Raw genomic sequence first — 25393 nt, forward strand, 5'->3', positions numbered from 1 at the left:
CTAGGGGCAGTCGACGGTCGACGGTCATAGGGGCAACGAGCCGTCGGCAGCCATAGCTGGAAACCGGCCATCGCCGCCTCGGGGGACGTTCGACCGGGCCGGCGGCCACCCGCCCATGCCGCACCAGCCCACCGATGCCGCACCGGCCCCGGGGTCTCCCCCGCCGGCCGCGCCCGCCCCGGCCGGCGGGCGCGGCCGGCACCTCACACCTGCTGCACCACCGGCAGGTCCAGCGCCGCCCGCCACTCCCGCACGGCCGCCGCCTCCACCGGTGCCGCCCAGCCCCCGGGCCGGGCGGCGCCGCCGATGTGGAACGCGTTCAGCCCGGCCGCCCGCAGTTCCGGCAGATGCTCCAGCCGCAGCCCGCCGCCCACGAGAATCCGCGGCGCGTATCCCGCCTCGCCCGCGTCCGTGCGCGCCTGCTCGGCCACCAGCGTCGCCAGCCCCTCGTCGACGCCCTGCGCCGATCCCGCCGTCAGATACGTGTCGAGCCCGGCGGACCGGCCGCAGCCCGCCAGTTCCGCGCGCAGCGCGTCCCGGTCGGCGGCCCGGTCGATGGCCCGGTGGAAGGTCCAGCGGCACCCGTCGATCACCTCGGCCAGCGCCCCCACGGCCGCCAGGTCCACCCGCCCGTCCGGGGTCAGGAACCCGAGGACGAACTCCTCGGCCCCCTCCGCCCGCAGCGCCGCCGCCTCCGCGCACAGTGCGTCCACATCGCCCGCCGCGAACCCGTCGGCGGCCCGCAGCATCACCCGCAGCGGAAGGTCGACGGCCGCGCGGATCGCCGCGAACGTGGCGCGCGGCGGCGTCAGCCCGTCCGCCGCCATGTCCGTGACCAGTTCAAGCCGGTCGGCACCGCCGGCCCGGGCGGCGACCGCGTCCTGCGGACCGAGCGCGATCACCTCCAGGAGCGCGCGCTGATTCATACGACCCAACCCTTCGACGACGACATGGCGAGCGACAACGTGACGAGACAGGAGGCCGGGGCACCGCACGCACGCGACGACAAGCACGATGGCAAGCACGACGCCGAGCCCTGTGGCGACACACCGACACAACAGGTCTAGTCCAATATCCAGCCTAAGCGCTCCCCGGCCCCACCGGGGCCACCCGCCTCCAGGACACGGCCGAAATCCACCCGCACCCCACCCCTCCCGCCATCCCGAAACCACCCAATGGCACGAGTGTGGATCAGCGCACACATGGGTAACACGCCTTTCCCGTAAGGGTGTTGCGCTATCGCGCCACCCGACCCACACACACCGGGGGATCTCATGTCGGACTTAGCGACCGTATCCGCAGAAATAGCTCCTTATCTCGCCGTGGCGGCGAACAGCCTCGGCGCCTCCGTCCTCACCGCCGCCCAGGACCTGATCGCCGAACGCACCGTGACCGCCGGCGAGGGCTTCTTCCGCCGCCTGCTGCACCGCCGCGACGACACCGACCTCGGCGACGACACCGCCGGGCCCCTCCTCGACACCCGCCGCGCGGACGCCCTCGACGCCCTGCTCGCCACCCTCGACGACCACGACCGCCGGCTGCTCGCCACCGCCGTCGCCGCCTGGCTGCGCTCCCCCGCCGGGCAACGCGACGCCGAGGAGTTCCGCGACCAGGTCACCCGGCTCGCCTCCGTCACCGGCCCGCAGACCGTCCACTACACCCCCACCGCGACCGGCCAGGGCTCCATCGCCGCCGTCGAGATCCACGGCAACATCACCATGGGAGGCAGCCCCCGCCCGCAGGACGAGGACGACGCATGACCCCACCGAAAGCCCCGCGGGACGGCGGCGACACCCACCAGAGCCCCACCGCCCACGGCGACCACTCCATCGCCGCCGGCACCATCCGGAACGTCTTCATCCGCTGGGTCCTGCACCCCAGCGCCCGCTGGCTGCCGCTCCTCCTGGCCTGCGCCGCCCTGGTCATCGCCGGCACCACCTGGCCGGACGGCCCGGCCCGCCAGTACGTCCTGTGGGGCGTCCTCGCCGCCCTCTCCCTCGCCACCGCCGCCGCCCGCGTCCTCATCCGGCGCCCCCGCGGTGCCCGCGTCGTCGCCGCCCTCTCCCTCGTCTCCGTCCTCGCCACCGTGGGCGGCTGGCTGGCGTTCCGGAGCGTCGTCCTCCACGGCGAGATCGACGTCACGGGAAAGGTGACCTCGCAGGGCGCCCAGCCCCTGGACGCCGCCGCCCACCGCACCCTCACCCTCGACCTCGACGCCTCCGCCCTGAAGGAACCCCGCAACGCCCTGCGGTTGACCCTCGCCATCGCCGACCACGACCCGGCCGGCCCCACCTGCCTCCCGGACTCGTCCGCCACCGTCTCCCTGATGACCTCCGGCGTCGCCGCCCAGCAGCAGACCGTCCGCCCCGGAGGCACTGCCGACTTCTCCCTGGGCGCGCAGGCCAGCACCGTACGGATCGACGTCACACTCAGCACCGCCCGCGGCTGCCGCATGGACATCCACACCACCGAAGCGACGCTCCACGACAGGTAGGGGCACGGAAGGCACGAAGAACGCGCAAGGCAAGAAGAACGGGGACCCGCATGATCACCACCCGCACCACGAAACTGGCGGCCCTACTCGCCGTGACCGCCCTCACCGCCGCCGCCTGCGGCTCCTCCGAACCGCCCTCCCTCTTCGCCTCCGGAAAGGTCTCGGTCGGCGCGAAGAACGACCAGCCGGGCACCGGAGTCGTCCACAACTACAAATTCTCCGGATTCGACATCACCGTCGCCCAGCAGATCCTCAAATCCGTGGGCGCCGAACCGGACTTCGGCATCGTGCCGTCGGAGGACCGCGCCGCGGTACTCGCCGACAAAAAGAAGGACCTGGTCATCGCCACCTTCTCGATCACCGTCGACCGCATGAAGGAACTGGACTTCGCCGGACCGTACGCCTCCACCTACCAGGGCCTCATGGTCCGCAAGAACGACAACCGCATCCGCAAGCCGTCCGACCTCGCCGGAAAACGCGTCTGCACCTGGCCCGGCACCACCTCCGCCACCACCCTCAAGGGCCCGGACGGCAACCACATCGCGGTCTACGAAGCCCCCGACGCCTCCAGCTGCATCACCGACCTCAAGACGAAAAAGGTGGCCGACGCGGTCTCCACGGACCAGATGATCCTCTACGGATTCACCCAGGAAAACCCGGACCTCAAGGTCGTCCCCGATATCACCTTCGGCTCCGCGAACCATTACGGCATCGCCATGGCCAAGGGCCACCGCAACGACTGCCTCAAACTCCGCGACGCACTGCGCGAATACGTCACCAACAACGACTGGAGCCACGACTTCACCACGTCCCTCCCCTCCATCCCCGCCGCCGACCCCACCTGGGAAACCGACTTCAAACCCCGCGTGGAAACCATCGACTCCCTCTCCTGCCGCGACACCCCCCGCACCTGAACCGGGGCACAATGGCGCCCATGACCACCCTGGCCAGCCGCTGGGCCACCACCGTGGCCAACGCCCGCGCTCCCCAGGCGGGCCCCGACCCCGCCCCGTACGCGACGAACCTCCTCGCCCGATGGGACGAGCCCCAGCGCCACTACCACACCACCGACCACCTCGCCGCGGTCCTCGACCGCATCGACGAACTCGCCGACCACGCCGAGGACTTGCCGGCCGTCCAGCTCGCGGCGTGGTTCCACGACGCCGTCTACCGCCCCGACCGCTCGGAGAACGAGGAGCGCAGCGCCGCCCTCGCCGAACGCGCCCTCCCCGAACTCGGTATCGGCGCCCCCCGCACCGCCGAGGTCGCCCGCCTCGTACGCCTCACCGTCACCCACGACCCGGCCGACGGTGACCGCAACGGCGAAGTCCTCTGCGACGCCGACCTCGCCGTACTGGCCGGCTCCCCCGACCGCTACGCCGCCTACGCCGCCGCCGTCCGCGCCGAGTACGCCTTCGTCCCCGAACCCGCCTTCCGGACCGGCCGCGCCGCCGTCCTCCGCCAACTCCTCGCCCTCCCCCGCCTGTTCACGACGCCCCACGGCCAGGACCACTGGGAGCAGCCGGCCCGCCACAACCTCACCACCGAACTCTCCCTCCTGACCACCGGCACCTGAGCCCCGGGAGCGCCCTCCCCCGAACCCCTCGGGAGAGATTTCCGGAAGCCTCCGGGAATCGGGAATGTAAGCCGCCCAAACGTGGTTAGTACCTGACATGCCAGCACCAGCCGACCGCTCCCGCCTGCCCATATCCGTCTACGTCCTGGGGCTCTCGGTCTTCGCCCTGGGCACGTCCGAGTTCATGCTCTCCGGCATCCTCCAGCCCCTCGCCCGGGACCTGCAGGTCTCCATCCCGCAAGCCGGACTGCTGGTCTCCGCCTTCGCCATCGGCATGGTGGTCGGCGCCCCCGTACTCGCCGCGGCGACCCTCCGCCTCCCCCGCCGCACCACCCTCATCGCCCTGCTCGCCGTCTTCGGGCTGGGCCAGGCGGCAGGCGCCCTGGCCCCGTCCTACGCCGTCCTCTTCGCCTCCCGCGTCATCAGCGCACTGGCCTGCGCGGGCTTCTGGGCAGTCGGCGCGGCGGTGGCGGTATCGCTCGTACCGGTCACCGCGCGCGCCCGCGCCATGGCCGTCATGGTCGGCGGCCTGAGCATCGCCAACATCGCCGGTGTCCCCGCCGGCGCCCTGCTCGGCCAGCACGCCGGCTGGCGCTCCGCCTTCTGGGCGGTGGCCGCCCTCTCCGTGGTCGGCCTCGTCGGCGTCATCGCCCTCGTCCCGTACACGGCGGTCCCGACCGGCGAGGACCGCCCGCAGCTCCGCCGCGAGCTGAGCATCTACAAGGACAAGCAGGTCTGGCTGGCGCTGATCGCCACGGCCATGAACGGCGCCGCGGTCTTCGCCCTCTTCTCGTACCTCTCCCCGCTCCTCACCGAAACCGCCGGCCTCGCCGAGAGCTGGGTCCCGACGGTGCTCGCGCTCTTCGGCGTCGGCGCGCTGATCGGTACGTTCATCGGCGGGCGCATCGCCGATGCCCACCTCTTCGGCACGCTCTTCGCCGGAATCTCGGCCTCCACCGCCGTACTGGCCCTCCTCGCGCTGACCGCGCACAGCCCGGTCGCCGCCGTGGGCCTCTCCCTCATGCTCGGCGTCACCGCGTTCACCACCGCACCGGCCCTCAACGCCCGGATGTTCAACGTCGCGAACGCCGCACCGACCCTCGCCGGCGCCACCACCACCGCCGCCTTCAACGTCGGCAACACCCTCGGCCCCTGGCTGGGCGGCCTGGCCATCAGCGCGGGCTGGGGCTACCCGTCCGTCGCCTGGACCGGCGCGGCCCTGGCAGCCGTAGCCGTCGCCACCACGGCCGTCGCCTTCCGCCTCCACCGCGCGACCGCCCAGTCCCGGCTGATCGCTTCCTCCTCCCCCTCCCCCTCCCCCACCCCGTCCCCCACACCCGCACCCACCACCCCCACCCCGCAGACCGCCAACCGGTACTGACGCACCCCCTCGGCGCATCCCCCTTAGCGCGCTCCCCCGCGCACACTCCCCTCGGCGCCCTGCGTTGCGTGGCAGCCCGCTACGCTCCAGGGCGACCCTTGGGACGTCGCAGCCCCGCTTCCGTCAGTCGGCGGACCAGTTCCTTGGACCCGACCTCCACGGCTCCCGCCCGCACCGCGTCCCCATAGCGCTCTGCCGGCAGGTCGTAGTGGTCGCGCTCGAACGCCCGCGGCGGCGCGCCGATTTCAGCCGCGAAGCGATGCAGCTCGTCGAACGAGCGATCACTCACCAGGTGTGACCACATCCTTCCGTGTCCAGGCCACATGGGCGGATCTATATAGATCGCCACCTCATCCCTCCGCCGGCGCGCGGAGCCGGCCGACGGGGGCCACCGCCACCGCCGTCTTCGGGCACACCCAGTGCGGATCCGGCCCCAACTCCGGCTCCACGTCCAGCGCATGGGGATCGCCGGACTCGATGCACACCGGACACAGCGGCCAGCGTCCGTACCGTTCCAACAGCGCGTCCTGTACGTCCTGCGCTATCAGCCCGGCGAGGAACGCCGCGCCGTCAGGCCACTGCTCCACCCACCACCGGCGGTGGGAGACCGCGTCCTCGACGAGCGAGACGATGTCGGCGTCCGCGACCTCGTCCGCGATCAGATCGGCGAGCACCAGCGCTCGCGCGGTATGCAATGCCTGCTCCAGCTCCATGCACACATTCTCTCGCGGTCCGCGCGACCGGTCGAAGTTATCCACAGGCGCCGCCGAGCGGCCACGCAGCTGTCCACAGGCCTCACGGAGGGTATTGACGCGCCACCACGCTGAAATTACTTTTCAGTCATGAACAGCGGAGTGAAGGAAACTTTCAAGGACGAGACCACCAAGCCTCACCCCGAGACCCGGCCCGAGCCCCGATCCGGTATCCGGCCCGGCATCCGCCCTGCGAGCAGATCGGCTCCGGCATCCCCCGCGCCCGCAGCGCTGGCCGCCAAGGTACGCACCCTCGCCCCGACGATGACCCGCTCCATGCAGCGCGTCGCGGAGGCTGTCGCGAGCGACCCCGCCGGCTGCGCCGCCCTCACCGTCACCGGCCTCGCCGAGCGCACCGGCACCAGCGAAGCCACCGTCGTCCGCACCTCCCGGCTGCTCGGCTATCCGGGCTATCGCGATCTGCGCCTGGCGCTGGCCGCGCTCGCCGCGCAGCAGGCGGCCGGCAGCGCGCCCGCGGTGACCGCGGACATAGCGGTCGACGACTCCCTCATCGACGTCGTCGCCAAGCTCGCGCAGGAAGAGCGGCAGTGCCTGGCCGACACCGCAGCCGCGCTGGACGTCACCCAGCTCGAAGCGGCCGTCGCCGCCCTCGCCGCGGCCCGCCGGATCGACGTGTACGGAATAGGGGCCTCCAACCTCGTCGCCCAGGATCTGGTGCAGAAGCTGCTGCGTATCGGCCTGATCGCGCATGCCCACTCGGACCCGCACCTCGCCGTGACCAACGCCGTGCAGATGCGGGCCCGCGACGTCGCCATCGCGATCACCCACTCCGGCCGGACCACCGACGTCATAGAGCCGCTGCGGGTGGCCTTCGACCACGGCGCGACGACCATCGCCATCACCGGCCGCCCGGACGGCGAGATCGCCGCGTACGCCGACCACATCCTGACGACGTCCACGGCTCGCGAGAGCGAGCTGCGCCCCGCCGCGATGTCCTCCCGGACCAGTCAACTCCTGGTGGTCGACTGCCTCTTCATAGGCGTGGCGCAGCGCACGTACGAGACCGCCGCCCCGGCGCTCTCCGCCTCCTACGAGGCGCTGGCCCACCGCCACTCCCCTCGTACCGGCCACTGACCGCGCCGCGGGCACCGGCCACCGCCCCTCCGCCACCCTCGCCCGCCCGAAGAGAGCCGCCAGCCATGACCAGCCCCGCCGCCCACGACCCCAGCTATGCAACTCTCCGTGCCCAGTTGGACGCCCTCACCACGGAAGCCTTCCGGCCCGACCTCGCGGAGATCGACCGGCGCTCCACCCTGGAGATCGCCCGGACGATGAACGGCGAGGACGCCACCGTCCCCGCCGCGGTCGCCGCCCGCCTGCCCGAGATCGCCGCCGCCGTCGATGCCATCGCGGCCCGTATGGCCCGCGGGGGACGGCTGATCTACGCCGGTGCCGGTACGGCGGGCCGCCTCGGTGTGCTGGACGCGAGCGAATGCCCGCCCACGTTCAACACCGACCCCTCCGAGGTCCTCGGCCTCATCGCGGGCGGCCCCACCGCGATGGTCTCGGCCGTCGAGGGTGCCGAGGACAGCAAGGAGCTGGCGGTCGAGGACCTGACCGCGATCGCCGTCGCCGACCGCGACACCGTCGTCGGCATCTCCGCGTCCGGCCGTACGCCGTACGCCATCGGTGCCGTCGAGCACGCCCGCGCCATCGGGGCGCTGACCATCGGCCTTTCCTGCAATGCCGATTCCGCTCTCGCCGCAGCGGCGGAGCACGGCATCGAGATCGTCGTGGGACCCGAGCTGCTGACGGGCTCCACCCGCCTCAAGGCGGGCACGGCCCAGAAGCTCGTCCTCAACATGCTCTCGACCATCACCATGATCCGGCTGGGCAAGACCTACGGGAATCTGATGGTCGACGTCCGCGCCTCCAACGAGAAGCTGCGGGCCCGTTCGCGCCGCATCGTCGCGCTCGCCACGGGCGCCACCGACCTGGAGATCGAGGCCGCTCTCGCGGAGACGGACGGTGAGGTGAAGAACGCCATCCTCGTTCTTCTCGGCGGTGTCGACGGCCGCCGGGCCGCCGGCCTCCTGCGCTCCTCCCGCGGCCACCTACGCGCCGCCCTCCAGTCCGCCCACCCGGCCAACTGAAGCCCTCCACAGAACCGCTGACGCTTCGTCATCCACAGCAAGGCGCCGCACATGACCGAAGACAAGAACCGCGCCACCGCCGCCGCGATCCTCCCCCTCGTCGGCGGCGCCCGGAACATCACCTCCATCGCCCACTGCATGACCCGCCTCCGCCTGGGCATCCGGGACCGTTCCCTGGTCCAGGACGAGGCTCTGAAGGCGCTCCCGGCCGTACTGGGCGTGGTGGAGGACGACACCTACCAGATCGTGCTGGGTCCCGGCACGGTCGCCCGGGTCACCCCGGAACTGGAACGCCTCGCGGCCAACGACAGCACCCCCACCCCGCAACCGGACGCGCCGACCGCACCACACCCCGGAGCGCACATCGGCCCCGAGGACACCCCGCAACCCGCGCCCGGCCCCGCCCCGACCGCCCCCGCCCCCACCGCCGCCGATCTGGCCGCGCAAGGGGCCGTACTCAAGGCCCGCCAGAAGGCGCGCAACGCCACGCCCGTCAAGCTCTTCCTCCGCCGTATCGCCGACATCTTCGTCCCGCTCATCCCCGCCCTGATCGGCTGCGGCATCATCGCGGGGGTCAACGGCCTCCTGACGAACGCCGGTTGGCTCCCCGCCCTCGTCCCGGCCCTCACCGCCATCGCCTCCGGCTTCATGTCGCTGATCGCGGTCTTCGTCGGCTACAACACCGCGAAGGAGTTCGGCGGTACGCCGGTCCTGGGTGGCGCGGTCACCGCGGTCATCGTCTTCCCGGGCGTCGCCAACATCACCGCGTTCGGCCAGAAGCTCTCCCCCGGCCAGGGGGGTGTCCTCGGCGCCCTCGCTGCCGCCCTCCTCGCCGCCCAGTTGGAGAAGCAGCTCCGCAGACGCATCCCGGAGGCCCTGGACGTCCTCCTCACCCCCACCCTCACCGTCCTCCTCACCGGCCTGATCACCGTCTTCGGCCTGATGTACGCCGCGGGCGAAGTGGCCACGGCCATCGGGGCGTTCGCCACCTGGCTGCTCGCCCACGGCGGCGCCGTCGCCGGTTTCCTCCTCGGCGGCCTCTTCCTCCCCCTGGTCATGCTGGGCCTGCATCAGGCCCTCATCCCCATCCACACCACCCTCATCCAACAACAGGGCTATACGGTCCTGCTGCCGATCCTCGCCATGGCCGGCGCGGGCCAGGTCGGCGCCGCCCTCGCGGTCTACGTCCGCCTCCCCCGCAACGGCTCGATCCGTACGACCATCAAGTCCGCCCTCCCCGCCGGCTTCCTGGGTGTCGGCGAGCCCCTGATCTACGGTGTCTCGCTGCCGCTGGGCCGCCCGTTCATCACCGCCTGCATCGGCGGCGCGTTCGGCGGCGGCACCGTCGGCCTCTTCAACCAACTCGGCGACGCGGTCGGCTCCACCGCCATCGGCCCGTCCGGCTGGGCCCTGTTCCCCCTGGTCAAGGGCAACCACCCGCTCGGCACCACGGTCGCCGTCTACGCCCTCGGCCTCGCCATCGGCTATGCGGTCGGCTTCGTCGCCACGTATCTCTTCGGCTTCAGCAGACAGATGCGTACGGACCTGAACGCCGACCCGCAGCCCACGGACCCGGCGGCATCGGGCGCCAGGGAAGCCGGCACCGCGGCGCCGACCGTCCCCCATCGAGGGAGTCTGGACGCGGCCCACGCGCCACTCCAGGACGCCGGATAGCGCCGCCCCAACGCCCGACCATCCACCGAATGAGGGGAGTTACGCACTCTCCACGTCACGGAATCCGGCTGCTCTGCCAGTTCAGGTCCCGCAGCCTGGCCGCGAGTGCGGCGCACCGCGGAGCTGCCCGCAGCAGACCGGGCGGGCAGTTCCACTCCGCGCCGCCGCCGGGCGGCCGGAGCTGCACGAACGGCCCCCGGTGGCCGCTCACCCGCCCGATCCGCCCGTCACGCCCGTCCATCGCATAGCTGCCGACCGCCGGAATCACCGCCGCCGCCCCTCCGGGCCCTGCCCGTCGCGCGCGTCGTGCCCGTAGGCGGCACCCTTCGCGTACTCCGCGAGGACCTCGGCCAACCGCCGTGCGGTCTCCACGTTGCACCGTCCCAGTTCCACCAACGGCGCCATGAACGTACTGGCCGCCGAGACCTGATCCACACACAGCGAGGGCAGGGCCACCCCCACCGCCCGCAGCGCGCTGTCCAGTTCCGCCGTGGCCTGCTCGGCCGCCTGCTCCCGCTCGCTCGCCGTGAGCACTTCCACCATCACCTTCCGCACTGTGCGTTCTCTGTTATGCACACAGCGTGGCGGTAACCGGTCTAGCCTGGACAGTGGCGCAGACCCAACAACCGTTCCGTTCCACCAGGGAGTTGCTGCGATGCCCGGACCGAAACCCCTCGACCCCTCCTCGTCACCCCGCGCAATGCTCGGCGCCGAATTGCGCCACCAGCGCGAGAAGGCCGAACTCACGCAGGAGGAGCTGGGCAACCGCCTCTTCGTCAGCGGCTCCTTCATCGGCCAGCTGGAGGCGGGCACGCGGCGCATGCACGTCGACATCGCCCAGCAGATAGACCAGATCCTGGGCACGGACGGGTACTTCGAGCGCAACTGCGCAGCGGCGACGAAGTCGAAGTACCCGGACCACTTCGCGGAGGCTGCGGAGGCGGAGGCGATTGCGGCGGAGATCAGGGAGTACGCACCCCAGTTGATCCCAGGGCTGCTGCAAACGCCGTCGTACGCGCGGGCTGTTTTTCGCGCGTACCAGCCAACCGCGCGTGATGACGCCATCGACGAGCTGGTGACTACTCGAATGGAGCGGACACGGCTGCTCGACGATCCAACAACGCCGCTGTTCTGGGCAATCCTCGACGAGGCTGTGGTGCGCCGGAAGGTGGGCAGCTCCAGCGTGATGGCGGCACAGCTGCGCCATATCGCGAGCTTGGCCTGGCGGCACCGGATCATCGTGCAGGTGCTGCCGTTCTCGGCTGGCGCCCACGCCTCGTCGAACGGCGCGTTGAGGCTGATGTCCTTCGAGGACGCACCTCCGCTCGCCTACCTCGAAGTGCTGGGCTCAGGCAAGTTGGAGGACTTTCCACCAGCTGTCGCTCGCTACCAACTGACCTACGATTTGGTTGGGGCCAGCGCACTCTCCCCTCAAGAATCCCTGGCCCTGGTCGAATCAGCGGCGGAGGATTACGCCCATGAAGAGCATCCCTGAGTACGACCTGAGCACCGCCACGTGGCACAAGTCCAGCTACAGCGGCGGTGAGGGCGGCAACTGCCTCGAAGTCTCCGACGACCACCCCGGCATCGTTCCGGTTCGCGACTCCAAGGTTCCGCAGGGCCCGGGGCTCGTGTTCCGGGCGGCGGCGTGGACGGCGTTCCTCGCGGGCGTCAAGGAGAGGGAAGCGGGCGGCGACCGCTAGCCGTAGCCGTCCGTTCCGCATGCGGTAAAGGGGCTCGTGCTGCGCCGCTCGGGCGCGTCACGAGCCCCTGTCACGTCGTAGTCACGCCGTAGTTCACGTCGTGACTGCGATGTTCGGCACTCACTCCACGTGTCCGCAGTTGCTGCACACCCACTGCGACTCGTCGGTGGGATTGCCGTTCTCGTCGGTTTCCACGGTCTTGTACATCGTGCTGTGGCACTTGCCGCATCCGCGCGTCTCGATCATTTGCCCCATACCGACCTCCCGGATGCGTTCTACCCGGAGTCGACCTCGGTTTCACGCAGAGCGATGGCATGGTCAAGCATTTCGACCGCCTTGAGGCGTGCCGCTTCGCGGGCCTCTATCTCTGCCGCGCTGTCGCCGGTGGCGGCGACCCTCGGGCATCGAGGGCAGGACCAGCGGTCCACCCAGCCGGGAGAGGGGGACTTCATCGCCACCTTGCAGTGCGGGCAGAGCATCGTCACTCCCTCGACGTGACCGCAGAACGCGCAGACCCAGACGGGCCCCTCGCTGTCCCGCTGCTGCCACATGGTCCGGCGGCAGCGCGGGCAGCCGGTCGTGCCGATGCCCAGCGGGCCCATGATGGGCGGCTCCGGCGTTGCGTCGGCGTAGTCCACGATCTGCTTGCGCAGCCGGTCGTCCGTCGTGTTGGCCATGCGCAGCAGGCGGACGGTACGGGAGCGAACCTCTTCGACAAACTCGGTCATCGCCGCAGCAGCGTACGCGAATCGCCCATGCGCCGGGGCTCAAGCCTCGCGATCCGAGCCCTCTTTCCAAGGAACGGGCGGACGGCTGGAAACCCACCCACCCGCCCCCCGCGCGGCAACTCCCGGGCATACCAGGAAGGATGACGTTCCGTAGCGGGTTTGCCACGCGACGTATCGTCGGTTTAGCGTGCGCAGCAAGAAATCAACCCCGGCAGGTGCTAGCAACACCGGCCGGGGTCTCAGCAACAGGATCGGACTCAACGATCCTGCGGCGCACCAACAAGATCGAATAGAGCGATCCCATGGCGTACGAAGACTTTAGCTCTCCTCGGCACCTCTCCGCACTCCCGCACCCCCTCGCGAAGCCGGGTTTCGGCAAACGCAGCGCACCCGGCCAACGCCCGGCCCGCTCCTGCGACTTCGCGCATCTGCCGCGACGTGAGGCGTCGGTCGCCGCGTACCTCGACCGGCTGCCCGAAGGGGCGGACATCTCCGTGAAGACGCTGGCCAAGGTGCTGGCGGACTACGGCCAGTGCGCGCTGCGGACCGTACGGCGGCGGCTGTCCGAGGCGGGGCATCTGCGGCAGTTCACCGAGCACCTGACGAGTGACGACGGCAGTCAGCAATGGGTGACGCGGACGTACTTCTCGCGGACGCCGCGGGATGACGCCTGGTGGGCGGCGTTACGCGCCGGGAACGTTCCGACTGCCGCGGCGCCGTCGGACGAGCGGCCCCACGAGGAGCCCCGGCCCCACGAGGAGCCCCGGCCCCGCGAGGAGCCCTCGGGCGCCCCCGAGGACGCGCCCCCGGACGCGGCGCGTCCACCGCGCCCCCACAGCCGGGCGTACACGCTGCTGGCCGCGCTCGGCCGGGCGGAACCACGGATGACACTCTCGGCGGCGGACTGCTCAGCCCTGGAGGCGTACGCCGAGGAGTGGCTGGCGCGGGGCGCGTCGCGGGAACAGGTGCTGGCCGCGCTGACGACAGGGTTGCCGCAGCCGATCCACCACCCGGGGCGGCTCGCGCACCGCAGGCTCGTCGACAAGTTGCCGCCGGTGACGGCCGAAGCCGCCCGGGAGCGGCCCCTCGATCCCGGCAACGGTCCCGGCGGCGACCCAGGTCCCGGCGGCGGTCTCAGCCGCCTCGGTCCGCCCGGTGCTCTCGATCCGCTCACGCCCCTCCGGATGATGGAGTGCACGGTCTGCGGGGTTCCAGGACGCCCGGCCGCGCTCCCCGGAGGGATCTGCGGCGCCTGCCGGGGCGAGGCGCCGCCGGACCGCGGCCCGGCCCGTATCCCGCCCGCCCAAGTCCGCGCCCACGTCCAGCATTTGCGCGCCATCGGCCGCGTGTCGGCGCCCTCCGGGCCGCAGGCCGGCACGCGGACCAGGGCATAGCCCTGGCCGGGACACAACCCGGGCCAGGACACAACCCGGGCCAGGACGCAGTCCGATCTGTGCGGCCGGTGCAGCCAGTGTGGCCGGACCGGCCGGACCGGTCAGTGCCGTCGCACCGTTCCGCGCGTGGGTGCGAGGAGCGTTCGGCCGCTTCTCCGGGCCGCCCTGGCCAGTTCGGCCGACAGCAGCACGAACCACACCCCCACCAGGGTCAGGTGCGTGCGCTGGGGGACGCCGTGCCAGCCGGGGTGGCCGAGGAGCGGGCCGACCGTCAGGACGGCGGCGGGCAGCGCGAGCGCGAGGACGCGGGTGCCCCAGCGGCGGATCAGCGGCAGGCGGCGGCGGTCGCGGCTGGCGGCGCGGCTGAGCAGCACCATCGAGGCGAACAGGAAGAAGTGGGCGAAGGCGCTGGTGGCGGTGTGCCAGGGGTGGACGGCCTCGCAGCCGGGCTCCGCGGAGGGTGCGCAGGCCATGGGGAGGAGGACGTCCGCCAGGGAGGACATGCCCTGGCCGACCATGGCCAGCCAGCCGAGGCGTGCCCAGCGGCCGGGTACCGCGCGGAGGGCGAGCAGTGAGCCGGTGACGACCAGCACGGCGCAGAAGCTCTCCAGGCCACCGAAGAGCCAGCGGAACGGCTGGTCGGCGGCATAGAGCTCGCTGACATAGGAGTGCCGTGGATCGAGGCCGGTGGGCAGCAGGAACTCCAGCAGCCACCAGTTGTAGAGCAGCGCGGCGACGGCGAACATGACCGCCGCGCATGCCTCCCGGCCGGCCAGGGGGGCGAGCTGGTCCAGGTGCGGCTCGTACGGTGCGCGGGCACCGGTCCTCGTGGCGTTCGGCACGTGCGGGTCCTGTTCCGGTGGGGGCGGGCTGACAAGGCGAGGTTCCCTCCCGCAATGCCCGCTACGTCGGCGGGCCGGTCGTTGCGCGCCCTGCCATCACTCGACAGGCCGAACCCGTCCCCTGATCGCGCGATCCAGCCAATTCCGGCACCGCGTTCGTGTGTCCGTCGGCGAGATCGGCGATCGTCCGCCGACCGCAACGAGCCCGATCCCGACCGCATGAACACCCATTCACGGGTGCAACCCTCCTTCTCCGATCGACCGGTGGTGCCGCTTCTCGACCGGTGGTCCCGCTTCCGTATAGCCGCGATCGTAACTGTCCACATCCGATCTGGCGCGGAGAGCGACCGCCACGCTGTCGTTGCTCTGCCGGAACGGAACCGCACCGGCTGGGGCCACGGCTCGGCATGCCTTGCCGAGCGCGCCGTCCGGACTGACTCCCTCAGCCCGTCAGCCCTTCAGCCCTTCGTGCCGGCCGCCCCCTGCGACCTGCCCGGCTCCGCCGCGAGAGTCCTATCGTGGAGATACACCAGTGGCGACGTCACAAGGCGGGAAAGGACGTGGCGGAACCGGAGATCGACTACGCGGCCGTGTTCCAGGCCCTTCCCGGCGCGGTGGCACTGCTGACCCCGCAGCTGATCTACGCGGACGCCAACGAGGGGTTCCTGCGCACCTTGGGCCGCACCCGCGAGCAGGTCATCGGCAGCTACCTGCCCGACGACTTCCGCGACAACCCGGACGCCCCTGCCGCGGCCGTCACACCCAACGTTCAGGCATCACTGCTCCGGGTGGCGGAAACCGGTGAGCGCGACATCATGGCGGTGCAGCGCGCCGACCTGGAGGATCCCGAACGGCCCGGGGTACGGGACGAGCGGTACTGGACCTGGATCAACACTCCCGTCTTCGGTCCGGACGGGCGGGTGGCGCTGCTGCTGCACCGGGTGGAGGAGGTCACCGAACTCATCCGCGCCCGCGAAGTCGCGCTGAGCCTGCAAGAGGCCATGCTGCCCGCTTCCCGCCCGGTCGGGCGCCACCAGGCGGCCGTACGCTACCGGCCCGCCGTCGACACGCTGCACGTGTGCGGCGACTGGTACGACCTGGTCGACCTGCCCGGCGACTGCATCGCGATCGCCGTCGGCGACGTTGTCGGCCACGGCCTGCCTGCGGCGAAAGTCATGGGACAACTGCGCAGCGCGCTCAGCGCCGCCTGCCGCGCCGTCGACGGTCCCGACAGGGCCCTGGAGGTCCTCGGGCTGTACGCCCGCTCCGTCGCCGGCGCCGAGAACACCACGGTGGCCACGACGTTCATCGACTGGGACACCCACACCGTCACCTACAGCAGCGCCGGCCACCCGCCACCCGCCCTCCTGCAGCGGGACGGCACGGTGGAGTTCCTGGACCAGGCCACCGACCCACCACTCGGCGCTCGCCCTGAACACGCCCCCCGGCCCCAGGCCACCGTGCCCTTCGCCGAGGGCGACGTCCTCGCGCTGTACACCGACGGCCTGATCGAACGCCGCCGCGAAGACATCGACACCGGCCTCGCGCGGCTCGCCGATTCCCTGGCTCGCCACCAGGCGGCCGCCCCCGAAACCCTCGCCGACGCCCTGCTGGCCGACCTGCTCCCGCCCGGCGGAGTCACCGACGACACCGCCCTGGTCATCGAGCGCCTATGACCCGGCCTGCCACCTCCGCGGCAGCGCGCTCCGTGCGGACCACATCGGCGCCTGAGCACGGGATGGGCCTCCTGGAGCGCTGATCGGCTTCCCAAGATGGCAGAAGTCACGCCTCGGGGGCGTGTGTTGGGCGTGCCCTGGACAGCACAGCGTCCGGGTGGAGTCAACGGTGGTCGGTGGGTCGGAAAGGAACCCGGAGTGTGCGTCGGCGCGGCGGTCGTCTGCGCGGCCGTCTCCGGATCGCCGGGTCGTCACCGGATCGCCGGCCGGCGCCACGGCACCTGGCTCCTCGACCGCCTGCCGCAACACCGCCGCGCTGCCGTGACCCCGAGCCGCCGGCCGCCATGCCGCCGTGCCCATGTCGCCGTGCCCGCCCGGGAGTTCCGGGCGGGCACGGCGGACGAACACACAGGCGGAACACACGGACGCGAGGCACGCGGGAACGGAACGCACGCGGGAACGGAACGGCGGAATGCGGGGAGGGGGAAACGCCGCCGGGGCGGTACCCCCTGGGAGAGGAGGTACCGCCCCGGCGAACGAGCGGACGGAGATCAACCGAAGTCGATCAGAAGTCCATGTCACCGCCCGGCATGCCGCCCGGAGCGGCCGCAGCGGCCTTCTCCGGCTTGTCGGCGATGACGGCCTCGGTGGTGAGGAACAGCGCGGCGATCGACGCGGCGTTCTGCAGCGCGGAGCGCGTCACCTTGGCCGGGTCGATGATGCCCTCGGCGATCATGTCGACGTACTCGCCGGTCGCGGCGTTCAGGCCGTGGCCCGGGGTCAGGTTGCGCACCTTCTCCACGATGACGCCGCCCTCAAGGCCGGCGTTCACGGAGATCTGCTTGAGCGGGGCCTCCAGGGCCAGCTTGACGGCGGCGGCACCGGTGGCCTCGTCGCCGTCCAGCTCCAGCTTCTCGAAGACCGAGGAAGCCTGCAGCAGGGCCACGCCACCGCCGGCGACGATGCCCTCCTCGACGGCCGCCTTCGCGTTGCGAACGGCGTCCTCGATGCGGTGCTTGCGCTCCTTGAGCTCGACCTCGGTCGCGGCACCGGCCTTGATGACGGCCACGCCGCCGGCCAGCTTCGCGAGGCGCTCCTGGAGCTTCTCGCGGTCGTAGTCCGAGTCGCTGTTCTCGATCTCGGCGCGGATCTGGTTGACCCGGCCCTGAACCTGCTCGCTGTCGCCGGCACCGTCGACGATGGTGGTCTCGTCCTTGGTGATGACGACCTTGCGGGCGCGGCCGAGCAGGTCGAGACCGGCGTTCTCCAGCTTGAGGCCGACCTCCTCGGAGATGACGGTGCCACCGGTGAGGATGGCGATGTCGCCGAGCATGGCCTTGCGGCGGTCACCGAAGCCCGGGGCCTTGACGGCGACGGACTTGAAGGTGCCACGGATCTTGTTGACGACCAGGGTCGACAGGGCCTCGCCCTCGACGTCCTCGGCGATGATCAGCAGCGGCTTGCCGGACTGCATGACCTTCTCCAGGAGCGGCAGCAGGTCCTTCACGCTGCCGATCTTGGAGTTGACGATGAGGATGTAGGGGTCCTCGAGGGCCGCCTCCATGCGCTCCATGTCGGTCGCGAAGTACGCCGAGATGTAGCCCTTGTCGAAGCGCATACCCTCGGTGAGCTCCAGCTCCAGACCGAAGGTCTGGGACTCCTCGACGGTGATGACGCCTTCCTTGCCGACCTTGTCCATCGCCTCGGCGATCAGCTCGCCGATCTGCGGGTCGGCGGCGGAGATGGACGCGGTGGAGGCGATCTGCTCCTTGGTCTCGATCTCCTTGGCCTGGTCGAGCAGCGCACCGGAGACGGCCTCGACGGCCTTCTCGATGCCGCGCTTCAGGGCCATCGGGTTGGCGCCGGCGGCGACGTTGCGCAGGCCCTCGCGAACCAGCGCCTGGGCGAGGACGGTCGCGGTCGTCGTGCCGTCACCGGCGACGTCGTCCGTCTTCTTCGCGACCTCCTTGACCAGCTCGGCGCCGATCTTCTCGTACGGGTCCTCCAGCTCGATCTCCTTGGCGATGGAGACACCATCGTTGGTGATCGTGGGGGCGCCCCACTTCTTCTCAAGGACGACGTTGCGGCCCTTGGGGCCGAGGGTGACCTTGACGGCGTCGGCGAGCTGGTTCATACCGCGCTCAAGGCCGCGCCGCGCCTCCTCGTCGAACGCGATGATCTTGGCCATGTGAAGTGGTCCTCCCGGACTGGGGTGGAGAAAGCTCGGACCGCGCTGGCGCCCGCGACGGACGGCCTGCATGCCTTGTGGTTCCTTGCCCCACCCGGCCTGCGGGCCTCACCGACCCGGTCCATATTCAGCACTCTCACGGGGAGAGTGCTAACGCAATGATTAGCACTCGACCCTGTCGAGTGCAAGCGCCCACCGACCCGTCCACACTCCCGAGCCCGCCCCGTGCGCCCGCCCCGCCCCGGCCGCGCGCCGTGCGCCGCCTCGGACCCGCGCGCCGGGGGCCCGCCGCGCGCCCGTCGGTACATCCGCACCCCGGCGGGCAGCGGCAGGCAGCAGAAGGGCAGCAGGAAGGCCCGCACCCCATGGGTAGGGTGCGGGCCTTCCCGACGCGCAGTCGGTCGCCGCCTCAGGCGCTGACCCGAACCATGTCCGCCTGCGGCCCCTTCTGGCCCTGCGAGATCTCGAATTCGACCCGCTGACCCTCCTCAAGGGTGCGGTAACCGTCCATCTGGATCGCGCTGTAGTGGACGAATACATCCGCACCACCGTCGACCGCGATGAAGCCGTACCCCTTCTCCGCGTTGAACCACTTGACGGTGCCCTGAGCCATGCCTAACTCCCCTATTACTGGCCCTTGCGCAGGACCGCACTCCGCGGACCCGGGTCAGACCTCACCCCGCGAATGGGGGTGTGCGCCGGAACGCGTCGACCGCCGCTGAATGTATCTGGACCGATGCCCAGCGCAACAGGTCAATCGGACGAGAATTCTGGCGGCAGGGAATCGGCAATATGACCGGAAGTCGCAATTTTCCGGTGCAATTCGGGCCGGGAATAAGCCGCGTAGGCGACAAAAGCTGCACACGGTTTGGGCACAACTCACCGCGGTCTCATATGCGTTCGGCACGCGCGCGGAGATAGGCCGAGAGGGATCGCCCCAATGGTATCCCCTTTCACAACGCGGAATTGCCCCGTCCGTTTATGCCGGACGGGGCAATTTCGGTCAAGCAACGCAAGAGTTGGCGCAAATTAGGCGCCAAATGCGGCAGATCGCTCAGCAGCCTCCGGCGACCGCGGGAATGATCGAAACGCCCGCACCGTCCGGGGTGGGGGTCTGAAGGCCCTGCTCGAAGCGGACGTCGTCGTCATTGACGTAGACGTTCACGAACCGGCGGAGCTTGCCCGCGTCGTCCAGCACACGGGCCGCGATGCCCTGGTGGTTCTTCTCCAGGTCGGAGATCACCTCGGAGAGGGTCGCGCCCTCGGCGGCCACCTCGGCCGCGCCGCCGGTGTACGTACGGAGGATGGTGGGGATGCGGACCTTGACGCTCATGGTTCTGCCTTCCAGCGGGTGCGGGGTAGGACTGGGGGAGCTGCCCGGCGGCAGCGTAGGGGCGAAAGCGGGCTCAGCCGGCCAGGCCGGCCGTGCGGAACGCGTCCAGGTCGGGGCGGATGGTGGCCGTGGGACCGGCGGCGACGGCGTCGAGGGTCTTCAGGCCGTCACCGGTGTTCAGCACGACCGTGGTCAGCGACGGGTCGAGCACACCGTCCTCGATCAGCTTCCTGGTCACGCCGACGGTCACCCCGCCCGCGGTCTCCGCGAAGATCCCCTCCGTACGGGCCAGCAGCCTGATCGCGTCCACGATCTGCTCGTCGTCGACGTCCTCGACCGCACCGCCCGTACGGCGTGCGATGTCGAGCACGTACGGACCGTCGGCCGGGTTGCCGATCGCCAGCGACTTGGCGATGGTGTTCGGCTTCTGCGGCCGTACGACGTCGTGCCCGGCCTTGAAGGCGGCCGACACCGGCGAGCAGCCCTCGGCCTGCGCACCGAAGATCTTGTACGGCCGGTCCTCGACGAGGCCGAGGGCGATCAGCTCCTTGAGCCCCTTGTCGATCTTGGTGAGCTGGGAGCCGGAGGCGATCGGGATGACGATCTGGTCCGGCAGCCGCCAGCCCAGCTGCTCGCAGATCTCGTACGCCAGCGTCTTGGAGCCCTCGCCGTAGTACGGGCGGAGGTTGACGTTGACGAAGCCCCAGCCCTCGCCCAGCGGGTCGCCGATGAGTTCCGAGCAGAAGCGGTTGACGTCGTCGTAGTTGCCCTCGATGCCGACCAGGTCGCCGCCGTAGACCGCGGCCATCACGACCTTGCCGGCCTCCAGGTCGTGCGGGATGAAGACGCAGGACTTGAGGCCCGCGCGGCGCGCCGCGGCGCCGACCGCACCGGCCAGGTTGCCGGTCGAGGAGCAGGAGAGGGTGGTGAAGCCGAAGGCGCGGGCGGCCTCGACGGCGATCGCGACGACCCGGTCCTTGAAGGAGTGGGTCGGGTTGCCGGAGTCGTCCTTCACGTACAGGCCGCCGGTGACGCCCAGTTCGGCGGCGAGCCGGTCGGCCTTGACGAGCTTGGTGAAGCCGGGGTTGAGGTTCGGCTTGTCGGCCACGTCCGCGGGGACGGGGAGCAGCGGGGCGTAGCGCCAGATGTTGTCGGGGCCGGCCTCGATCCGCTTCTTCAACCCCTCGGGGTCGCCGGTCGGCAGCTCGTAGGCGACTTCGAGGGGGCCGAAACATTCCTGGCACGCGAAGATCGGGCCGAGATCGAAGCGCTGTCCGCACTCGCGGCAGGAGAGCGCGACGGCGGGGCCGAGAGCGACAGAGGGAGTGGATTCGGTGACGTGCACAGCCATGGAGGCGAGGCCCTTTCTCCTCATCTTCCTCACGACGCATCTCGCCGTGAGACGGATTTGGCACCTTCCCTAGCCGGGAGCCTCGCGCGCAGTGCGTGCTGCGGCGGAGACCGACTGGAGGGTTGCCGGGGCTTCAACGGGCCGTATCCCTCTGCCCCTCTGGATGAGCGGTATGGCGCTGGGCGGACCCAGGCGTTTGTGGCGCGGAGACCCCGACATGCGAGGGCGATCCGCGTTGTTCAAGACTGTAACCGAAGGCGCTGACGGTTGAGATAGTCGTCCGAACCGCGAGATGGATCACAGCGGTCGCCCCCCGGGGCGCCGATCGAGGAGTGTCGTAGACGTGCTGGAAGAGGTGGAGCGCTGGCTCGGCAGCCGCTCCTGGTCCGCCGCGGACCGGCCGCTGGAGCAGCTGTTGGAGGCGAAGCGGCAGACGGGCCGGACGGTCAGCGTGGTGCTGCCCGCGCTCGATGAGGAGGCCACGGTCGGCGCCATCGTCGCCACGATCCGGGCCGAGCTGATGACCGCCGACGTCCCGCTGGTCGACGAGCTGGTGGTGTTGGACTCGGGCTCCACCGACCGCACCGCAGAGGTCGCCGCCGCGGCCGGCGCCCGGGTCGTCCACCGGGACAGCGTGCTGCCCCGGATCCCGGCGGTGCCCGGCAAGGGCGAGGTCCTGTGGCGCTCCCTTCTGGTCACCACCGGCGACATCGTCTGCTTCGTGGACGCCGACCTGCGGGAGTTCTCCGCCGGCTTCGTGTCCGGGATCGTCGGCCCGCTGCTGACCGATCCGGAGATCCAGTTCGTCAAGGCGATGTACGACCGGCCGCTGGAGACCGGGGCCGGGCAGGTCCGGTCTGCCGCCGGGGTGGAGCAGGGCGGGCGGGTGACCGAGCTGGTGGCCCGGCCGCTGCTGAATCTGCACTGGCCGCAGCTGGCCGGCTTCGTGCAGCCGCTGGGCGGCGAGTACGCGGCCCGCCGTTCGCTGCTGGAGCGGCTGCCCTTCCCCGTCGGGTACGGGGTCGAGCTGGGGCTGCTGGTGGACGCGCTGCACACCGTCGGGCTGGACGCGCTGGCGCAGGTGGACGTGGGGGTTCGCAAGCACCGCCACCAGGGCGGGCAGGCCCTCGGGCGGATGGCCGCGGCGATCTACCGGACCGCCCAACTCCGGTTGGCCCGGGGTCACTTGGTGCGCCCCCGGCTCACCCAGTTCGACCGCGGCGAGCACGGCTTCGTGCCGCGGACGACGGATGTGGACACCGAGGAGCGTCCGCCGATGGCCGAAATCCCCGAATACGCGGAACGGCGGGCAGCCTGAGCGGCGATCCGTACGTTTGCGCGGATCGGTCAGTGGTTAATGTCGCGACATGGTCTCCGAGCGCAGTGCGGTCCAGCCAGGTGCCGAGGTTCTCGTCGCGTCCAACCGTGGGCCGGTGTCGTACGCCCTGGGAGAGGACGGGGAGCTGACCGCGAGGCGGGGCGGCGGGGGGCTGGTGTCGGGGCTGTCGGTGATCGGCCCGGAGACAGACGCGGTGTGGGTGTGCTCGGCGCTGGGGGACGGTGACCGGGAGGCCGTGCGGCGGACCGGGGGGCTGCTGGATACCGCGGACACCGGTGGACAGCGCGTCCGGATGCTGGACATCGCGGCCGATGTGCACGCCGCCGCGTACAACGGCATCGCCAACTCCGTGCTGTGGTTCGTGCACCACATGCTGTACCAGACGCCCCTGGAGCCGGTGTTCGACGCGGACTTCCGCGGCCAGTGGGCGGCGTACGAGGCGTACAACGCGGCGTTCGCGACCGCGCTCGCGGACTGCGCGAGCCCGGGGGCGGCGGTGCTGGTGCAGGACTACCACCTGGCGCTGGTGCCGGGGATGCTGCGCGAGGTGCGGCCGGACGTCCACATCGCGCACTTCTCGCACACGCCCTGGGCGCCGCCGGAGTACTTCGCGATGCTGCCCGACGACATCCAGCGGCAGCTGGTGCTGGGGATCCTCGGCGCGGACCGGGCGAACTTCCTGACCGGGCGGTGGGCGCGGGCGTTCACGGCCTGCTGCGAGCAGGCGCTGGGCGGGGACTGCACGGCGCACTGGCCGCGCCACGAGGCGCCCAGCGTCATCGCGATGCCACCGGACCGCAAGGCGCACCGGACCAGGATCGGGGTGTACGGCCTGGGCGCCGATGCGGAGTTCCTGCGGGAGCGGTCGCGGCGGGCCGACGTCGAGGAGCGGATGGCGGCGCTGCGGGAGCAGATCGGCGGGGCGGACCGGAAGACGATCGTCCGGGTCGACCGGACGGAGCTGTCCAAGAACATCGTGCGCGGACTGCTCGCGTACCGGCGGCTGCTGGCCGACCGGCCGGAGTGGCGGGAGCGGGTGGTGCACCTCGCGTTCGCCTACCCCTCGCGGCAGGACCTCCCCGTCTACCGCGACTACACCGCCCAGGTCGGCCGGCTCGCGGACGAGATCAACGCCGAATTCGGGACGGCCGGCTGGCAGCCGGTCGTGCTGCATGTGAAGGACGACTTCGCGCGGTCGCTGGCGGCGTACCGGCTCGCGGACGTGGCGCTGGTCAATCCGATCCGGGACGGGATGAACCTGGTCGCGAAGGAGGTGCCGGTGGTGTCCGACGCGGGCTGTGCGCTGGTGCTGTCGCGGGAGGCGGGCGCCTGGGAGGAACTGGGCGAGGACGCGCTGGGCGTCAATCCGTACGACGTCGGGGCGACCGCGGAGGCGCTGCACACGGCGCTGTCGATGCCCGCCGGGGAACGGGCGGAGCGCAGTGCGCGGCTGGCCGCGGCGGCCACCGCACTGCCGCCGGCACGGTGGTTCCTGGAGCAGTTGCGGGCGCTGGCGGAGTGACCGGCGCCCGCGCGGGCGCGTCGGCGGCCGGTCCCGCTGCTCCTTGAGGACTCGGGCGGGGGCGCACCGAGGTGCCCCGCCGGTAGATCGTCCGCGGGCCCGGCTAGCGTGGTGGTCCGTGACAGTGACAACGCTTGCGACCACGACGCTCGCGGCCGGTCTGCCGGAGCCGACCGCGGGGCGGCTGGCCGGCAGCTGGCAGCTCGACCCGTACGCGCTCGTGCTGGTGCTCGTGCTGGGCGGCCTGTACGCCTGGGGAGTGGTCCGGCTGGCGCGGCGCGGGGAGCGGTGGCCGGTGGCGCGGACGGTGGCGTTCGCGGGCCTGGGGCTCGGGGCGGTCGTGGTGGCGACCATGTCCGGGCTGGCGGTCTACGACCACGAGCTGTTCTGGCCGGCCGCGGTGCAGAACATCGTGCTCGATCTGATCGCGCCGCTCGGGCTGGCGCTCGGCGATCCGCTCTCGCTGGCGCTGCGGGCGCTGCCCGAGGACGGCCGTACGGCGCGCCGGCTGCGCGCGGCGCTCTCCGGGCGGGTGCTGCGGCTGCTGACGTTTCCGCTGGTGAGTACCGTTCTGGTGCTCTCCTCCGAGCTGGCGATCTACTTCACGCCGTATTTTTCGACGGCGCTGCGGCACGGTCCGCTGCACGAGCTGATGTATCTGCAACTGATCGTCACCGGCAGCCTGTTCGTGCTGCCGATGCTCACCCGCGAGGAGCTGCTGCCCTCGTGGTGCAGCCATCCGGTGCGGGCGCTGCTGGTGCTGGTGGACGGGCTGGTCGACGCGGTGCCCGGGATTGTGGTGATGACCAGCGGGACGCTGATCGCGGGCGGCTGGTACACGTCCCAGCACCGGCCGTGGGGCCCGAGTCCGGAGCAGGACCAGATGCTCGGCGGCGGGCTGATGCTGTCGATCGCGGAGCTGGTCGGACTGCCGTTCATGATCGCGGTGTTCGCGGAGTGGGTGCGGGCGGAGCGCGGCCGGACAGCGGCGCTGGACGCGCAGCTGGACCGGGAGCTGGCGGTGGTCGCCCCCGCGGCGGCCCCGACCCCGGCCGGGCGGGCGTCCGAAGACACCGGCAACACCGGCAACACCGGCAAGACTGACAACACCGGCAGCACCGACACAGCGGGCGAACCGGCCGTACGGCGGTCGGAACCCACTGTTCCGCAACCGGAGTTGACCCGGCCCTGGTGGGAGACCGATCAGGGCGCGGTGGGCGAGCGCTTCCGCCGGGGGCGCTAGCCCAGCCGGGCCCGGCGCGCCGCGGATGCTCCCCCGCACTCCCGTCACGCGGCTGTGCGGGGCCGGAGTGGGGTAGTTCTTGT

General features: G+C 71.3%; 27 protein-coding genes and 1 riboswitch. Of the genes, 15 read left to right on the plus strand and 12 right to left on the minus strand.

Annotated elements, in window-relative coordinates; genetic code table 11:
• Window positions 1–203: 203 nt before the first annotated feature.
• Window positions 204–926, minus strand: coding sequence for a copper homeostasis protein CutC (locus tag GR130_RS35860; protein ID WP_159508563.1), 723 nt, complete (start codon window positions 924–926; stop codon window positions 204–206).
• 396 nt (window positions 927–1322) lie between these two features.
• Between GR130_RS35860 and GR130_RS35865 the strand changes: the two genes are divergently transcribed.
• The 5 genes from GR130_RS35865 to GR130_RS35885 all read left to right on the plus strand — a co-directional run bounded on the left by GR130_RS35865 (window position 1323) and on the right by GR130_RS35885 (window position 5451).
• Window positions 1323–1760 (plus strand): hypothetical protein, encoded by a 438-nt coding sequence (locus GR130_RS35865; protein WP_159508564.1) that lies wholly within the window; start codon window positions 1323–1325, stop codon window positions 1758–1760.
• A complete protein-coding gene (locus tag GR130_RS35870) occupies window positions 1757–2494 on the plus strand; it encodes a hypothetical protein (protein ID WP_159508565.1) in 738 nt (245 codons plus the stop codon). Before GR130_RS35865 ends, GR130_RS35870 begins: the two co-directional genes overlap by 4 nt.
• 50 nt (window positions 2495–2544) lie before the next feature.
• The gene (locus GR130_RS35875) at window positions 2545–3408 is read left to right on the plus strand and encodes a transporter substrate-binding domain-containing protein (RefSeq protein ID WP_159508566.1); all 864 of its coding nucleotides are present in this window, start codon (window positions 2545–2547) and stop codon (window positions 3406–3408) included.
• A 20-nt stretch (window positions 3409–3428) separates the two neighbouring features.
• On the plus strand, window positions 3429–4070 hold the full coding sequence (locus GR130_RS35880) for an HD domain-containing protein (RefSeq protein WP_236573814.1): 642 nt from the start codon (window positions 3429–3431) through the stop codon (window positions 4068–4070).
• 97 nt (window positions 4071–4167) lie between these two features.
• A complete protein-coding gene (locus GR130_RS35885; RefSeq protein ID WP_159508568.1) occupies window positions 4168–5451 on the plus strand; it encodes a Cmx/CmrA family chloramphenicol efflux MFS transporter in 1284 nt (427 codons plus the stop codon).
• Between the two features lie 79 nt (window positions 5452–5530).
• Here the strand turns inward: GR130_RS35885 and GR130_RS35890 are convergent, their stop codons facing one another.
• Together GR130_RS35890 and GR130_RS35895 are read right to left on the minus strand one after the other, a co-directional pair.
• A complete protein-coding gene (locus GR130_RS35890; protein WP_159508569.1) occupies window positions 5531–5800 on the minus strand; it encodes a DUF4031 domain-containing protein in 270 nt (89 codons plus the stop codon).
• A 1-nt stretch (window position 5801) separates the two neighbouring features.
• Window positions 5802–6164 carry a hypothetical protein gene (locus tag GR130_RS35895; protein ID WP_159508570.1) on the minus strand — a complete coding sequence of 121 codons (363 nt, stop codon included), beginning with the start codon at window positions 6162–6164 and terminating at the stop codon, window positions 5802–5804.
• 129 nt (window positions 6165–6293) lie between these two features.
• Between GR130_RS35895 and GR130_RS35900 the strand changes: the two genes are divergently transcribed.
• The 3 genes from GR130_RS35900 to GR130_RS35910 all read left to right on the plus strand — a co-directional run bounded on the left by GR130_RS35900 (window position 6294) and on the right by GR130_RS35910 (window position 9991).
• Window positions 6294–7298, plus strand: a complete 1005-nt coding sequence (locus tag GR130_RS35900) for a MurR/RpiR family transcriptional regulator (RefSeq protein ID WP_236573815.1) — start codon at window positions 6294–6296, stop codon at window positions 7296–7298.
• Between the two features lie 65 nt (window positions 7299–7363).
• A complete protein-coding gene (murQ, locus tag GR130_RS35905; protein ID WP_159508571.1) occupies window positions 7364–8317 on the plus strand; it encodes an N-acetylmuramic acid 6-phosphate etherase in 954 nt (317 codons plus the stop codon).
• 51 nt (window positions 8318–8368) lie between these two features.
• Window positions 8369–9991 carry a PTS transporter subunit EIIC gene (locus GR130_RS35910; RefSeq protein ID WP_159508572.1) on the plus strand — a complete coding sequence of 541 codons (1623 nt, stop codon included), beginning with the start codon at window positions 8369–8371 and terminating at the stop codon, window positions 9989–9991.
• A 55-nt stretch (window positions 9992–10046) separates the two neighbouring features.
• On the opposite strand, the gene GR130_RS35915 is transcribed toward GR130_RS35910, so the two are convergent.
• Entirely contained in the window at window positions 10047–10232 is a 186-nt protein-coding gene (locus GR130_RS35915; protein ID WP_201305249.1) for a hypothetical protein, read from the minus strand.
• A 23-nt stretch (window positions 10233–10255) separates the two neighbouring features.
• Window positions 10256–10534 (minus strand): hypothetical protein, encoded by a 279-nt coding sequence (locus GR130_RS35920; protein ID WP_159508573.1) that lies wholly within the window; start codon window positions 10532–10534, stop codon window positions 10256–10258.
• Between the two features lie 112 nt (window positions 10535–10646).
• On the opposite strand from GR130_RS35920, the gene GR130_RS35925 reads away from it, so the two are divergent.
• Both GR130_RS35925 and GR130_RS35930 read left to right on the plus strand, forming a co-directional pair.
• Window positions 10647–11486, plus strand: a complete 840-nt coding sequence (locus tag GR130_RS35925; RefSeq protein WP_159508574.1) for a helix-turn-helix domain-containing protein — start codon at window positions 10647–10649, stop codon at window positions 11484–11486.
• The gene (locus GR130_RS35930) at window positions 11470–11694 is read left to right on the plus strand and encodes a DUF397 domain-containing protein (RefSeq protein WP_159508575.1); all 225 of its coding nucleotides are present in this window, start codon (window positions 11470–11472) and stop codon (window positions 11692–11694) included. The genes GR130_RS35925 and GR130_RS35930 overlap by 17 nt, the downstream gene beginning before the upstream one ends.
• Before the next feature lie 120 nt (window positions 11695–11814).
• Here GR130_RS35930 and GR130_RS41460 read toward each other — a convergent pair whose 3' ends face one another.
• Window positions 11815–11949 (minus strand): hypothetical protein, encoded by a 135-nt coding sequence (locus GR130_RS41460; protein ID WP_268249828.1) that lies wholly within the window; start codon window positions 11947–11949, stop codon window positions 11815–11817.
• Between the two features lie 20 nt (window positions 11950–11969).
• Window positions 11970–12422 carry a hypothetical protein gene (locus GR130_RS41165; RefSeq protein ID WP_236573816.1) on the minus strand — a complete coding sequence of 151 codons (453 nt, stop codon included), beginning with the start codon at window positions 12420–12422 and terminating at the stop codon, window positions 11970–11972.
• 302 nt (window positions 12423–12724) lie between these two features.
• Here GR130_RS41165 and GR130_RS35940 point away from each other — a divergent pair, with 302 nt between their 5' ends.
• Window positions 12725–13816: a hypothetical protein gene (locus GR130_RS35940; protein WP_201305094.1), complete on the plus strand. Its 1092-nt coding sequence runs from the start codon at window positions 12725–12727 to the stop codon at window positions 13814–13816.
• Window positions 13817–13917: 101 nt separating this feature from the next.
• Here GR130_RS35940 and GR130_RS35945 read toward each other — a convergent pair whose 3' ends face one another.
• A complete protein-coding gene (locus GR130_RS35945) occupies window positions 13918–14658 on the minus strand; it encodes a DUF998 domain-containing protein (protein ID WP_236573817.1) in 741 nt (246 codons plus the stop codon).
• Window positions 14659–15218: 560 nt separating this feature from the next.
• Between GR130_RS35945 and GR130_RS35950 the strand changes: the two genes are divergently transcribed.
• Window positions 15219–16334, plus strand: coding sequence for a PP2C family protein-serine/threonine phosphatase (locus GR130_RS35950; RefSeq protein ID WP_159510440.1), 1116 nt, complete (start codon window positions 15219–15221; stop codon window positions 16332–16334).
• 565 nt (window positions 16335–16899) lie between these two features.
• Here the strand turns inward: GR130_RS35950 and groL are convergent.
• From groL to thrC, 4 genes are all read right to left on the minus strand, one after another.
• On the minus strand, window positions 16900–18522 hold the full coding sequence (groL, locus tag GR130_RS35955; RefSeq protein ID WP_159508576.1) for a chaperonin GroEL: 1623 nt from the start codon (window positions 18520–18522) through the stop codon (window positions 16900–16902).
• Between the two features lie 409 nt (window positions 18523–18931).
• Entirely contained in the window at window positions 18932–19135 is a 204-nt protein-coding gene (locus GR130_RS35960; protein ID WP_010035953.1) for a cold-shock protein, read from the minus strand.
• Window positions 19136–19576: 441 nt separating this feature from the next.
• Window positions 19577–19855: a MoaD/ThiS family protein gene (locus GR130_RS35965; protein ID WP_159508577.1), complete on the minus strand. Its 279-nt coding sequence runs from the start codon at window positions 19853–19855 to the stop codon at window positions 19577–19579.
• Window positions 19856–19928: 73 nt separating this feature from the next.
• Window positions 19929–21206, minus strand: coding sequence for a threonine synthase (thrC, locus tag GR130_RS35970; RefSeq protein WP_201305095.1), 1278 nt, complete (start codon window positions 21204–21206; stop codon window positions 19929–19931).
• Window positions 21207–21223: 17 nt separating this feature from the next.
• Window positions 21224–21376, minus strand: a riboswitch (SAM riboswitch).
• A 173-nt stretch (window positions 21377–21549) separates the two neighbouring features.
• Between thrC and GR130_RS35975 the strand changes: the two genes are divergently transcribed.
• The 3 genes from GR130_RS35975 to GR130_RS35985 all read left to right on the plus strand — a co-directional run bounded on the left by GR130_RS35975 (window position 21550) and on the right by GR130_RS35985 (window position 25310).
• Window positions 21550–22524: a glucosyl-3-phosphoglycerate synthase gene (locus tag GR130_RS35975; RefSeq protein WP_159508579.1), complete on the plus strand. Its 975-nt coding sequence runs from the start codon at window positions 21550–21552 to the stop codon at window positions 22522–22524.
• 49 nt (window positions 22525–22573) lie between these two features.
• On the plus strand, window positions 22574–24067 hold the full coding sequence (locus tag GR130_RS35980; protein WP_159508580.1) for an alpha,alpha-trehalose-phosphate synthase (UDP-forming): 1494 nt from the start codon (window positions 22574–22576) through the stop codon (window positions 24065–24067).
• Between the two features lie 118 nt (window positions 24068–24185).
• Window positions 24186–25310: a cytochrome c oxidase assembly protein gene (locus GR130_RS35985; protein ID WP_201305096.1), complete on the plus strand. Its 1125-nt coding sequence runs from the start codon at window positions 24186–24188 to the stop codon at window positions 25308–25310.
• Window positions 25311–25393 lie beyond the last annotated feature (83 nt).

This window comes from Streptomyces sp. GS7 (assembly GCF_009834125.1).
In the GTDB taxonomy this organism is placed as follows: domain Bacteria; phylum Actinomycetota; class Actinomycetes; order Streptomycetales; family Streptomycetaceae; genus Streptomyces.

Coding starts and splice junctions, on each gene's coding strand:
- GR130_RS35860 (WP_159508563.1), bottom strand. CDS start 926: ATGAATCAGCGCGCGCTCCTGGAGGTGATCGCGCTCGGTCCGCAGGAC.
- GR130_RS35870 (WP_159508565.1), top strand. CDS start 1,757: ATGACCCCACCGAAAGCCCCGCGGGACGGCGGCGACACCCACCAGAGC.
- GR130_RS35875 (WP_159508566.1), top strand. CDS start 2,545: ATGATCACCACCCGCACCACGAAACTGGCGGCCCTACTCGCCGTGACC.
- GR130_RS35880 (WP_236573814.1), top strand. CDS start 3,429: ATGACCACCCTGGCCAGCCGCTGGGCCACCACCGTGGCCAACGCCCGC.
- GR130_RS35885 (WP_159508568.1), top strand. CDS start 4,168: ATGCCAGCACCAGCCGACCGCTCCCGCCTGCCCATATCCGTCTACGTC.
- GR130_RS35895 (WP_159508570.1), bottom strand. CDS start 6,164: ATGGAGCTGGAGCAGGCATTGCATACCGCGCGAGCGCTGGTGCTCGCC.
- GR130_RS35900 (WP_236573815.1), top strand. CDS start 6,294: ATGAACAGCGGAGTGAAGGAAACTTTCAAGGACGAGACCACCAAGCCT.
- murQ (WP_159508571.1), top strand. CDS start 7,364: ATGACCAGCCCCGCCGCCCACGACCCCAGCTATGCAACTCTCCGTGCC.
- GR130_RS35910 (WP_159508572.1), top strand. CDS start 8,369: ATGACCGAAGACAAGAACCGCGCCACCGCCGCCGCGATCCTCCCCCTC.
- GR130_RS35915 (WP_201305249.1), bottom strand. CDS start 10,232: ATGGACGGGCGTGACGGGCGGATCGGGCGGGTGAGCGGCCACCGGGGG.
- GR130_RS35920 (WP_159508573.1), bottom strand. CDS start 10,534: ATGGTGGAAGTGCTCACGGCGAGCGAGCGGGAGCAGGCGGCCGAGCAG.
- GR130_RS35925 (WP_159508574.1), top strand. CDS start 10,647: ATGCCCGGACCGAAACCCCTCGACCCCTCCTCGTCACCCCGCGCAATG.
- GR130_RS35930 (WP_159508575.1), top strand. CDS start 11,470: ATGAAGAGCATCCCTGAGTACGACCTGAGCACCGCCACGTGGCACAAG.
- GR130_RS41460 (WP_268249828.1), bottom strand. CDS start 11,949: ATGGGGCAAATGATCGAGACGCGCGGATGCGGCAAGTGCCACAGCACG.
- GR130_RS41165 (WP_236573816.1), bottom strand. CDS start 12,422: ATGACCGAGTTTGTCGAAGAGGTTCGCTCCCGTACCGTCCGCCTGCTG.
- GR130_RS35940 (WP_201305094.1), top strand. CDS start 12,725: ATGGCGTACGAAGACTTTAGCTCTCCTCGGCACCTCTCCGCACTCCCG.
- groL (WP_159508576.1), bottom strand. CDS start 18,522: ATGGCCAAGATCATCGCGTTCGACGAGGAGGCGCGGCGCGGCCTTGAG.
- GR130_RS35960 (WP_010035953.1), bottom strand. CDS start 19,135: ATGGCTCAGGGCACCGTCAAGTGGTTCAACGCGGAGAAGGGGTACGGC.
- GR130_RS35965 (WP_159508577.1), bottom strand. CDS start 19,855: ATGAGCGTCAAGGTCCGCATCCCCACCATCCTCCGTACGTACACCGGC.
- thrC (WP_201305095.1), bottom strand. CDS start 21,206: ATGGCTGTGCACGTCACCGAATCCACTCCCTCTGTCGCTCTCGGCCCC.
- GR130_RS35980 (WP_159508580.1), top strand. CDS start 22,574: ATGGTCTCCGAGCGCAGTGCGGTCCAGCCAGGTGCCGAGGTTCTCGTC.